This window comes from Chitinophaga sp. 10T418 (assembly GCF_056394125.1).
On the sequence record NZ_JBFTHG010000030.1, the window covers coordinates 1 to 12,049 of the forward strand.

Annotated in this window: 10 protein-coding genes and 1 pseudogene; 3 read left to right on the forward strand and 8 right to left on the reverse strand. The window is 35.3% G+C overall.

The annotated features are described in order from the left end of the window. Positions 1-224: 224 nt before the first annotated feature. From AC1DCV_RS35460 to AC1DCV_RS35475, 4 genes are all read right to left on the reverse strand, one after another. Positions 225-890 carry a hypothetical protein gene (locus tag AC1DCV_RS35460; protein ID WP_477027629.1) on the reverse strand — a complete coding sequence of 222 codons (666 nt, stop codon included), beginning with the start codon at positions 888-890 and terminating at the stop codon, positions 225-227. A gap of 401 nt (positions 891-1,291) precedes the next feature. Next, positions 1,292-2,386, reverse strand: coding sequence for a PIN domain-containing protein (locus AC1DCV_RS35465; protein ID WP_477027630.1), 1,095 nt, complete (start codon positions 2,384-2,386; stop codon positions 1,292-1,294). Positions 2,387-2,529: 143 nt separating this feature from the next. Next, complete coding sequence (locus tag AC1DCV_RS35470) at positions 2,530-3,105, reverse strand: hypothetical protein (RefSeq protein WP_477027631.1); 576 nt, start codon at positions 3,103-3,105, stop codon at positions 2,530-2,532. Next, a complete protein-coding gene (locus AC1DCV_RS35475) occupies positions 3,095-4,240 on the reverse strand; it encodes an ImmA/IrrE family metallo-endopeptidase (protein ID WP_477027632.1) in 1,146 nt (381 codons plus the stop codon). The genes AC1DCV_RS35470 and AC1DCV_RS35475 overlap by 11 nt, the downstream gene beginning before the upstream one ends. 427 nt (positions 4,241-4,667) lie before the next feature. Between AC1DCV_RS35475 and AC1DCV_RS35480 the strand changes: the two genes are divergently transcribed. Next, entirely contained in the window at positions 4,668-5,006 is a 339-nt protein-coding gene (locus AC1DCV_RS35480; RefSeq protein ID WP_477027633.1) for a helix-turn-helix domain-containing protein, read from the forward strand. Positions 5,007-5,313: 307 nt separating this feature from the next. On the opposite strand, the gene AC1DCV_RS35485 is transcribed toward AC1DCV_RS35480, so the two are convergent. Together AC1DCV_RS35485 and AC1DCV_RS35490 are read right to left on the reverse strand one after the other, a co-directional pair. Beyond that, on the reverse strand, positions 5,314-5,841 hold the full coding sequence (locus tag AC1DCV_RS35485; protein ID WP_477027634.1) for a hypothetical protein: 528 nt from the start codon (positions 5,839-5,841) through the stop codon (positions 5,314-5,316). A gap of 20 nt (positions 5,842-5,861) precedes the next feature. Next, the gene (locus tag AC1DCV_RS35490; RefSeq protein WP_477027635.1) at positions 5,862-7,238 is read right to left on the reverse strand and encodes a hypothetical protein; all 1,377 of its coding nucleotides are present in this window, start codon (positions 7,236-7,238) and stop codon (positions 5,862-5,864) included. A 270-nt stretch (positions 7,239-7,508) separates the two neighbouring features. Between AC1DCV_RS35490 and AC1DCV_RS35495 the strand changes: the two genes are divergently transcribed. Continuing rightward, positions 7,509-8,132: a hypothetical protein gene (locus AC1DCV_RS35495; RefSeq protein ID WP_477027636.1), complete on the forward strand. Its 624-nt coding sequence runs from the start codon at positions 7,509-7,511 to the stop codon at positions 8,130-8,132. Between the two features lie 714 nt (positions 8,133-8,846). Here AC1DCV_RS35495 and AC1DCV_RS35500 read toward each other — a convergent pair. Next, positions 8,847-9,704, reverse strand: a pseudogene (locus AC1DCV_RS35500) (AlbA family DNA-binding domain-containing protein); the annotation flags it as partial. A 374-nt stretch (positions 9,705-10,078) separates the two neighbouring features. Next, a complete protein-coding gene (locus AC1DCV_RS35505; RefSeq protein WP_477027637.1) occupies positions 10,079-10,726 on the reverse strand; it encodes a hypothetical protein in 648 nt (215 codons plus the stop codon). A 962-nt stretch (positions 10,727-11,688) separates the two neighbouring features. On the opposite strand from AC1DCV_RS35505, the gene AC1DCV_RS35510 reads away from it, so the two are divergent. Continuing rightward, the gene (locus AC1DCV_RS35510; RefSeq protein ID WP_477027638.1) at positions 11,689-11,916 is read left to right on the forward strand and encodes a DUF1016 N-terminal domain-containing protein; all 228 of its coding nucleotides are present in this window, start codon (positions 11,689-11,691) and stop codon (positions 11,914-11,916) included. The last annotated feature ends 133 nt before the right edge of the window (positions 11,917-12,049 follow it).

Here is a 12,049-nt window from a genome sequence, read left to right on the forward strand (position 1 = left end):
CGTCCTTACCTAAAAGCGTATCTCCGTTCTTCAAACGGCTGGCCGCTTGCTTCTTGAAGGTTTCGAAATCAAAGTTTTGCCTTTCCATATTGTTTTATCAGTTTAAAGTTAAAAAACTTTTTACTGACACACTTTATGTAATAGTCTCGCAGATTTTCAAACAGATAAATCCCTCCGGCTAAAAATTTCTGTAATTCTACTTCCGGATTATATTTTAGTCTGGTTTATCTTTTTCTGAAAAATCTTATCTGTTCTACCCTGTTCTCTGCTTGTTCTTTAGTATATTCTTTTTTGTCTAGTCTTTCAACCCATTGATAATTACCAAACTCAAGTTGTTTTATGCCAGGCCCGTGATCTAATAAATTATATTCATCGCATGTATCGCATCTGACTACTTCATAACTATATCCCGGACTGCTTTCTTCCTTCTCTAAAATATAAGATTCAAGCATATTGCCACATTTGACGCAGGGCTGCGAAAGGGTTTCAACAGGGGGATTTTTACGGTTTAAGGCCAGTTTTAAATTTATCAGAGAGCCTAGCGCAGGTCCATATGCCCATCGGTTAAGCGATCTTGAAATATCCATACTGAGTATCCTCGATATCATTATGAACATATCTCCAATAAACTCTCTTTCTTCTGTGTCAAAATCGGCAGTATTAAGACGTTTTAAAGTACGGGAGAAAACAGACCGGGTGAATCTGGTTGATTTGTTGTCCTGCCCGGCAATTATTAACTGATCTAACAAATCGTCGAAAACGGTATTCAGGTGTATGCAAATTTCCGTCTCGGAAGGAACAAGGCCTCTGTTTCTCCACTGTTCAGAAAAGAATTTATCCTTTTCTTTTAAGTCAGAAAGTTTAGTGATGATCGATTTGCTGTTAGTCATAGCCACAATATAATCAAACGTAAATGTAGTACAAAAATCGAGAAAAGGGCTAACAGTCAAGTTGGCTTTTGCCTAATTCATTTTGTAGCCTTTTGGCTTTTCTTTCGTACCTTCGTGAGGATAAAAAGTTCTTTCAAACCTGATCAAATTGAGCTATTCCGGGAGGTAACAAAAAAGGTTACACTAACTTTTAAAACCCTGAAAAGCCGCGATATATAAGGCATTGGTGTAGTCCCAAGGGGATCACTGGAAGACTTGAAGACCTGCGCGGTGCGCGGGTCTTCTTTTTTTGCTCTATAATTTACTCTATAATGATTGAGTAGGGTGGTAGAGTTTACGAGGTTTTACAAAGAGCGGAACTATCTTTACGAAGATAGGATTTTATTTTGGCAGCCTACAATTCATTCTTTCATGGTGTATATAGCTTCAATAATTTCTATACCAGTAATTACCTCGCTATCTAGGTGTATAATAAAGTTGATTGTGAATTGAGGACGTATATATTTTTCAAAATAGGCGAAATTGCCCTCGGCAAAATATTGATTGGTAAATTCGGAGTTGATTTTTACCTTATTTTTATCGTAGTCAATTTGTGGTATGCCAAATAGAAAGGAACAAATTCTAAGTTCTAATTCGCAATTAACGTAATATTCTTTGCTCCCTATCTTTTTATGTTGTTTAATCTGGAAGTTTTCTATCCCTTCAATAATTTCAAAATTGAAGTCAAGCAACGTTTCGATAAATGGATATTTAGATCTAATAGAAAATAGGTCTTGAATATCATTAACTGAAAGGCGATTAATATAAAGCTCAATTTCAGTTTCTATATCAGGCTCTTGTTCATCGATTATCTTTTGGAGACTTTCTAACATTGTTGGACTCTCATACTCTTCTTTGTCTAAGGTTTCAATAAATGATTGTAAGTTTAAGTAAGGTACAATGTTACATTGTATACCATATTCTTTGATATCATTAAGTAAATCAGGTTTAAATTTTTTTGATTCCTTGTCGAAATAATCGGTATAATTTTCGGTAATGAATATGACATTATCTTTGATATTTCTGTCTTTTAAAAATGACAACACGGACAACCAAATTAACGTGTCTCTATAGCCTTTCTCATGCTCTTTAAAAGGTGCAATTTTTTTAATTGCTCTATTTACGATTTGACCATTATTGATATTATTATACTCAACATAAAAAACTCTGTTAAATTTCTCCGTTACCACTTTTGAGAAATCAAAAGTGTAACTTTCAAGGCTGAAATCAATTTCGTAGGGATAAAAATTATCTAATTGTCTGATATTTTTTTGGAACGCTGTTTTAATACTTTCGAATTCCGTTTCATATTTATTCTGTACCTCTTCGCATACAATTCTTGATAATAATATAGTAGAGCCAGTGTTTTCTATATAATTGGAAATGAAAGAGAAGTTAGCATTTTTAAGAAACCAATTGTTGTAAAATACATTAGTGTCAATTACGATATATTCCATGTTTGAATACTTTGTTCTGGTTGTTGTTAGATTATTGTACGAATCTCAAAAGGATGCTAATTTGAATGGAGATTTTTCTTAATCTATTTTCGCCGCGGCTGACCTTATTTAAGGTTTTTTCATATGTGCGCATTTAAGGTCGGTTATCTGAGCATTAACCTTATATGCAAGCATTCTTCGTTTACTGCATTAAAATATTTTTCTAGTTGGCCTCCTGCCGCTCTATGTTGACTTACGACAGCAGGTAGATCGAACTCAGTTAAATACCTGTGAAATAAAAGCCAGCCTAGTAAGTGGCTAGTTGTTTGGGTGTTTGCTAGTCCCAATATTTTATGAGATAGCTTTCTTGCATTTTGATCATCTGTAATGATTGCCTGGTTAGTTCTTTTCGCAAAGGCAATTGAAGATAACTCTCCTTTTCCAAGCTTTTTAATATCTTCTAGTTTGGAAACTTCATGTAAATCATCGATGGTCAATGTATAACTATTAAAATTCTTCTTATCTAATTCGTGTTGAAGTCTTTTTTGTAAGTATTGGTCTGCTTCGGTCATTTTGCTTCTTTCTTTATATAAGCATTCATACTCAACGTATTTTGTTATTGAGAAAACACATTTTTCTCTTAAAGCAGTAATGAATAATAAATTAGAAGAAAGTATATTGTATACAGAACAGCTATCCGTTACATTTAATTTATTGAATATTTGAATGTCAATTACCATATTCTAATTTCAAAGAAAAGAGATTTAATAAAACTGGAAGCTCGAAAATATCTGTTAGTAACATTTCAGCCATTCTTCTTTCGGTTATTTTGTTTGATTTATATGCTTGATAACATTTTTGCACGTAGAATGTTGACAAGCCTTTCTCTAACAGAAAAGTTTTGGCTTCTTTTATTTTGGGTGTTGATCCTTTTAATTCAGGGTCTTCTTTTCCAATTTGAGGGATTTTTAGGTGTTTAAAATTATCAAATTCATCTTGTGAAATCGCTTTTATTTTTTTTAGGACTATTAATAAAGGCATGATATTTACTTTAAGTTGATCTGCGACATTAAACAAGATTTTATCATCCCATTTAGAGATCTTTAAGTTTTTTATTGCTTCTTTGGGAATTAATAAATTGGAGGCAAAGCTATTTGCTCGAACCTCCACGTAATTGTCCGGTTTTCTACTATCACTAAAAAATGAGATATTTATATCGGAATTGTAGTCAAAAATTGAATGCCCAAACTCATGTGCAACTGTAAAGTTTTGTCTATAAATGTCTTCATCGTAATTTACCAAAATGCATTTCCCCGCATTGGGGTGATTAACAAATAGCCCCGAAATATCGGAGTTTGTTAGCCTTCTTCGAAATACATGTGTACCGGTCTTCCTTATATCAGAATAAATGTCTTTAATCAGCATATTAGGAGATAATGCTAGGAATTCTCTAAATTCCTGCGCACCATCCTCTCCGTGTTTTACATGAAAATTTCCTTGTGGAGTGAATTTGAATTCTTGAAATTCAAATTCCAAAGACTTAAGTAAGAAATCTTCACATTCACATAAATATAGAAACTCCTGTATGGCAATTCTATCTTCTTTAGTAAATGAATTGCCAAATTTTCGATATAGAATTTCAACTTTCTCAGATGCAGAATGTTTCTGATTACTAATGAAAAACGTGTAGTCCTCTTTGTAAAAATCAGAAAGGATCAATATTTCATCACCTGTCGCTTCTGCTTTCGCATCCTCTAAATCTGCTATTCTTTCAGAAAGGATTCCTGTACCTGTTTCGACTTCAAATAATGTATATTTTAACTGTGTTCGACAGCGATTCAACTTATTTCCTATTTCCCTGAGATCTAACGACATGATTTCATATTTTTTTGGGTAAATGAAATATAAGGATTTTTTTAAAATAATGTGTTAAGGAGGAGAAATAAGGTTAGAAGATTAGTTTCAGAGATTTTCTTTTGCAGCCTCAAGATAGTATTTTTGCAATGCTTCCCTGCTTCGCCGGAACCCGCAAGATGTTCGGTTGTGATACAACCGGTCTTGAAATTTCCTGCTTCGCGGAAATCTGCAAGATGTCAGGTTGTATCACAACCTATCTTTTGTTTCCCTGCTTCGCGGTAAACTGCAAGATAACAGGTTGTATCACAACCTGCCCTTTTAGCGCTTTCCCTCCGAAGTCGGGGCGCTGGTTTACCCCTTTAAAATTTAATGGGGTAGTGGTTATTTTTGAACTTTTAATTATTTTCGAATAGATAAGTCCCCCAATAATTTAAAAGCAATGTGTATGAGTGAAAGTGTGCGTAATGAAAATGCTATGACCCCGATGTTATTCCCCTTCGATCCAGACCAATTTTGGCAATGTGTTAGATTAATAATCCGGGAAGAATTACTTGTCAAAGAGAAAAGGGATTCCCCTAAGCTTGTTTATGAGACTCCTGGGCTACTTTATAAGCCAGTTTATAAGATTGCAGAAGTATGTGAATTATTTCAGGTGACCCGGCAAACGGTAAATGATTGGGTAAGGATAGGTAAGTTAAGGAAGTATAAAGTGAGGTCCCGTGTATTCTTTTTGAAGAATGAAATCTGGCAACTATTTCAGCAAGAGGATAAAGCTGAGAAATAGTGAATGAAAAGAAGTTGCTCGCTGTGTGCGGGCTTTGTTGTTTTGGTCTATTTGTTAGTCTATCAAAGTGCGAAATTGCGATTCGTGGTTACTTAGTTTTATTCGGGTTGACTTGTCTATACTAATTTACAATATTTATTTTCAATTCTTAACTGGTTCCCTTGGCTTTTCTTACTTATGCAAGAAATATTTTACAATGGAAAAGATAACGTATTCAAAATAGAAAACGCCTCACAATGAACTAAAAATAGTCCAAATGTGTGGCGTTTTAGGGTAGATAATCAGTATTCAGATATCCTTTTTATGCTTATATATTTTTGAAATGCATCGAGTTAAGTAGATCCTGTAAGAACTGATCTGCTTTAGTGCTATCGCTGTCTATGTATTGAATATGGCCCAATAATAATCGATCATTTTTATCATAGTCAGATGTAATTCTTATGAAATTATCTGTATACTCTTTGTATTTTATGATTAAAAATTTAATGCTATTTACAGTGATGATTTTAGAGTCAATCACTTTGATAGCATTGTTCATTTTAAGATAGGCAGGTGTTGCTTTTAGCTGTGATTCCAGGCTCGTCTTACCAAGCTTGGATTCGCTCATATTTCGGAATGAAATACCAAGTCCGTTATTTTTGTAATATAGATCGTCAGAGAAGTATTCAGCAGTGTGACTGAACTTTGTCGCGCCAAAATCTCTAAATTGTTGAAGAGTTAGCTTTTCTGTTCCTTTAGGTAGCGTAATAGTAAAAACTTCATCTAAAGGCTTTTCTTGACCGTAGGAAAACGAAACGTTAAACAGAACCAGAAGTATAATTGTTAATTTTTTCATCGTATTAAATTTAGAGATTTTTATTGTGGGCAAGGTGATGACAATTTGTTATCAAAAGTTAAAGACACTGGAACAAAATTAGGTGAACCTGGCGTTTCGGTCACATATAAATTAATTGCGTCCCCAAATGTTCTAATAAGTGCTTTCATACCGGAGTTATAGGCATCTGCTTTCTTTTCGAAAGATTGATTAAAAGCAGCTTCATTGCTGTGGAATGTATTGTATAGTGCCTGCAAGGCGTCCCAGTTATTAACAGTGACTACATAAGTTAGGTCTCCGGCAATAACGGTTACTGATGCGTTGCCAATAAAAAAGGCTTTACCACCCAAAGATCTCTCCAAATCCTGATTGTACATCGCATATTCTACCATATCGAAAATGTCATTGGGTGATGGAGCCGTGTTGGCAGGATGATCATGAACGAAGCCAATAGTATATCCTTCTGAAGCATTCCAGGTAAATTTAGAACCCAAAGCATCGATTTGATTATCTGTTCTAATTGGTTTGTCTTTATAACCAGATTCTGGGCGTTGGTAGTCATTTAAGACGTGTTCTGTACCCCACTCATATGGGGATGAGCTTTGGTAGGCCTTTATTTTATCGTTTTGGGCTTTAACAACGGGATTTAAAGCGTTACTAGTTACTACTTTTTTTTCCTCACAAGGATCTTTCACGCCATTATATACTGGATCACTGCTGCCACCATCCCAATCTGGGTCAGCTTTATCGTATCTGTCAATTGATGGTCCTCCTCCGTCCCCGGACCCTTGGCCTACTTCTCCACTTACCGGTCCTCCCACAGTTTGATCACAATAGTAATAGGATACGACACCATACACTCCATTTTGATAGTAGGTGGCTTGGACTGAATAACAGGCTTCTTGTTTAGGGGATTGAGTATATGCCTTTTTAGATGGGAAGGTTTTAATTTCACTTTTATATTTTGCTATGCCTTTCTCATAATAGTCAGCATATTTAATTCTCATCATGAAATCATATACACCTAAGGTGCCTTCAAAATCGGTATTATTTATTCCCTTAAGGTGCGTATTGAAATAGCTCACTGTTGGCACAGCTTCCATAATTTCCCCAGTTAGCTTCTTTTTCCCATCCTGACTAATTACCAATCGCCTATAGGCTTTTTGAGGGGTCTCAAATGTGGCCGTCCAAATAAGCGGGAAGGATACCCGTTTTAAATCGGTTGAAAAAATAGGATGATCCCATGCAATGTTTAATGATGCATGAGGGGACGATTCATAAAAATTTTTAGCTGCCTGTATTAATTCCTTTTGGGGGTCAGACTTTTTGTTTTCAATCTTATCCTGCTTGGTACACGAATGCAAAACAAAAAGTGAACTCGCCAGGATTATGACGATAAGGGATAACTTTTTCTGCATGCTCGACAAAAATTAGAGGGTAATAAAAAATTATGTTGTTGGTGTTATTCTGAAGTACGTTTCCATAAGCAGTTATTGGGTTGTATAGAAATATTCGGATTAACAATTGAAATTAGGATTTTTTTTGAATCCTCAAAAAATAAAAATAATTCTCCGTTTGTGAGTTGTCACATCTATTTAAGGGCTGTTGGTAGGAGCAGAACMTTTAGGAACTAGCGGTTAGTAATAATTAAAATGATATTTTTCGTATATTAACTAAAAGGATTGTATATGAAAAAGAACTTGCAGCGTTTGGCATCCTTTGCCACTTTTGATCTTCCCCTTAATGTAGGCTATAATCAGCTATTACTCCGTACAATTCACAAAGAACAATTAACAACTGCTCCGCGTTGGAGTATTGAAGGCACACGGAGAAAATTAATCGCCATCTATTGGTATAGGCACGTGCTTTACCACTTTCTATCATTGTGCGGCATTGCACTACTTATTATTTCGCCGTTTAGCCCTTACTTTAATTTACTTTACTTATCTGCGCTATGCATGACAGGGGTCATGAGTTTTGGGGTAGTCTACCTTTTAATCTATTTGCCTTTTTTTTCATCGGTCTCTCTGCCGCAGGTAGAATCATTGATTGCAAACCACAAAAAGCCGGAGTTTGAGATACCACAAACCAAGAGTGCTAAAACCCAATCTAAAATTCCGGCTTTAACTATTACTCTTTATGTTCTTTTTAAAACCGCGGGTGTAGAGAGAATTGCCTCTGACGCTCTTTCAGCTCAGATGTTAAACAGGTTAACTGGTGTGGACACTGATAGCATTAAAGAAAATCTTCGAAGGATTATAGTTGATGAGCCATCCGTTAAACCTGAGTTTTTTGTATTGCAAGGGCAATGAGGTCAAAGAGTTGTTTAATGACACGAGTAATGAGAAAAGGTCATGGTTAGATTATAATAAGATTAAGCGCTTGGATAAATATCAAGATCGATGGCATGTTTTCGGGGAGCCAGAGACATTGGAAGATAACGAAGTATGACTTTTATATAATTTATGTGGAATGTTATATATAAATTTAATTATATGAAGAAGTATTTTGTTTATCTGTCTAGAATAATAGCTCTTTTCTTTTGTGTCTACTCATTGTGGAATATTCTATTTAATGAGAATGCTAGTATAGGGAATTTTCTGATCCTTGCTATTTGCGTAGGCTATCTAGTAGTTGAGTACTTAGCTTTCTCTGCATCCCAAAAGGAGAAATCTTAAATTGAAAACTAGTCGTTTCCTTTTATGTATTTCAATTTTTCCATTTGTTACCTATCTTTGCCTCTCATTACTCTGACTATAACGGTTACACGTAATCAGGTTAGCATTACGCTTAGCAACGAACGCTCACCACTATCAAACGCAGACTCTACAATCTATTACGAAGATACGTGCTACTCCCTTTGTTGTTTTGGTCTATTCGTTAGTCTATCAAAGTGCGGATTCGCTGTTTCAGCTTACTTAGTTTTACTTAGGTTGGCTTGTCGTTACAAAGGTAGTATTATTTTTTTCGCAAAAATGTAATGGATTACAACTCGCATCGAATATAGATGGGAAAGCTAAATTTCATCAATCACTCTCTTGCGAAATTCCCTTCCAGACTTTTATTTCTTCTTCTGCTATTAGAATTTCCTCCGTATTTTCTAAATGGACAATCTCCTGTTTTGCAACTTTTAAAAATTTATAGATGGCAGGTGTATCAAAAGCCCAAATATATGCCTTGATGTAGAAATAATCTGAAAGAAGCCTCAAGGTGCTAAACTTCCGCCATATCCAAAGATTTGAGGCTATTGCTGTCGGAAATTTTAACGTAGAAATAAGTTCTCTATTGCCAGTCTCAAAAAGATTGGTCTCAAATTGCGGTTCCCCTTCTATTTTACTACGATCTCTAACTCTTCCTGTAATTATTATCATTCCATCTACCTCACGTGCCGGGAAGTTAGATTTATTAGTAACTTCTAAATATAAGTCAAAAAGAGTCTCGTCTCCCTTGTTATTAATTAGCTTTATATTGAAATCGAGTACTATAGGCGTTCTTTGATTAAATAGCGCCTCGATAAATGCATGAGGGGCCGGTATGGACATTGTTCCTGCCCGCATATAATAGCGCCCTTCAGTCTGGTGAGGGGGCTTTACGCTCTTTGGTATAATAATGACATATACATAACCGGATTCCATTTTTATCGAAATTACCTTTATACCGGTTGGAGCAGGAGTGATACCTGTCATAAATTTTTGAATCAAGGTGTCTCCAGATTTTCCATGTTTAGTAGGTGTTAGTTCCCCGACTGCGACTTTGATATCACTTTTTTCATGCTTCTTCTCTCTGGGAGCCCCGTAAATTATTACCCCACCATCTGTATTGGTGAAGGCGCAAACTTCTTTATAAAGACCTTCAACTGGAAGGTCTCCAGATTTAAATTCAAGTTGTTCCGACTCATTCTGGGGTTCTRAAAAAAAAAGATTGCAACTTTTCTAAATTCATTTCAGAATAGTATTTTTCAAACTCAAACCATGTATCATTCATGTTTTCATGCGTTTTAATTGTATTGTGAATACAATGATCATTTGCTTAATTAATGCAAGTTGCAAAACTGAGAGGTAACAAATTCGGATACAGTAATCGGAAATTTGCCGTACAACTTGCTTTATCGGCCAGACTAATTAAATACGCGATCCTCTCAAGTAGAATATCTTTATATTTCATAATAATGCCAATTTGGGTTAAATCATAATCTATTTCCGACCGATGTTGATTGGAGTACTAACTTGTTTCAGTGAAACAAATAATATGCGGTCCTTTACTCTTTTTCCTCTTCCTTTTCTTTTTTTCTGCTTTCTCGTCTATCTTTTGCATAGCTTGGTCCATCCTGGTACATAAATTCAGAAGAAATAGCCTCAACAGGTTCTATAGATACAATACTATCCAATAATGAATCAAGAGTCATAACCATTAATGAAACAACAAATAAAAATACCCCCCTAGATCCATGCTCTATTTTTGCGTTATCTTCTTCAACTAGGACTTCATAATAAGGTAGGGTTGTACAGGTTTTTCCAAGTTCCATTACCCTTGCTTTAACACCACCATTTTCGAAACTACATCCATATATGTCATGAGCAAATGAATTTCTTATTTTCCTGACTAAATGCAAATCCCTACAAAACCTACTGCTTATCAACCCCAACCTAAAGCTCACATCAATCTTTGAGCTAAATGTTGATATTGGAGCATTCCCACCCTCAAATAGATCATCATTCGCGGAAGGAATTGCAATTAATCTGGACTTCAATAACGTTGTTAATTTCTCGTCAAGTATTGCTGCAACTAAAATTACAGCTGCTCTATCAGTTTCTTTCTTAAACTCAGAGATTAGGAAATCAAAAGCCCAATCCTTATCAATTTTCTTGGGCTTCTCTTTTTCATTTTTTTTAAGGCTGCTTGACATATTATTATTATATTTAAAATATCATAGACTTAATTTGCTGAAATAAAGCAAAAACAACTCTTGTTACATAAAATAAAAATTACCTCTTCGAATTTCATAAGAGATGCCATTGCCATGTGTCCTTCTATTCCCTAGCTATGAAGAACTTGCGCCAATCACGGACCCTTTTTAGTCGATTAGTTAATTCAATCCCTTTAATTTCCTATTTCTCTTTACCTTTTCCAGACTATCTATCACTTATTCAGTTACAATTATAATTACACACATTTAAGTACTTTTGTACTAACATCAAGGTGAAAAGGTGTTTAGGCTTTGTTTTKAGGATGGAGAAAAACATGGTTTTTATTAAAAATTCCGCATTGCAGGAATATGCTCCGGTACAGCCAGAAGACTTACTCACAAGGATTAGTGAATTGCCCCCCGAGGTTTCATTAGCGATAATTCCATTTAGAGTGCAAGCCGTTGCTCCGTATCCAGTGGGTGAAGACTATATCATGGCCTTGATAAGGGCTAGATATAAAGTCGAATTATTAGTTAAGCTTACCGATTTTAGATTTAATAACCCAGCTTTGAATTCAATAGCAAAGATTTTTCATCTATTTACCCCTATAATTTGCGGGTGCCTTTAGTACGAAAGATGATCGGACTAATTTAAATGGCTTTCCAGGGAAATAATTTAGAATTACTTATCTTTATCTGTGATTACTCCTGACTATAACGGTTATACGTAATCAGGTTAGCATCACGGTTAGCAATAAACGCTCACCACTATCAAACACCATTCTACAAGACATTACGAACATACGTGCTACTCCCAAGGGGATCACAAAGCGTGATACAATTCGAAAGAATGTATCACGTTTTTTTATATATATCAGATMGCTATTCTTAAGATTTGTTAATCTTGTATTGCTAACCTCAGCTTAGAAAATCMTACTCGTGCAAAGACGAATATTGCGTCTATGTTAAGCAAACAATTTTTAGAGGTAATTCAGCTGATCAGAAATTCGCGTATTGCCGCGATGAGATCAGTTAATACAGAATTAATCAGCCTGTATTGGAATATTGGTGAATACATTAGTAGAAAGGTGAAATGCGCAGAGTGGGGGCAATCTGTGGTTGATGAGTTAGCGGAGTACATACGATGTAAGGAGCCAGAACTTAAGGGATTCTCCGAGACTATTACATAAAGTGTGTCAGTAAAAAGTTTTTTAACTTTAAACTGATAAAACAATATGGAAAGGCAAAACTTTGATTTCGAAACCTTCAAGAAGCAAGCGGCCAGCCGTTTGAAGAACGGAGATACGCTTTTAGGTAAGGACG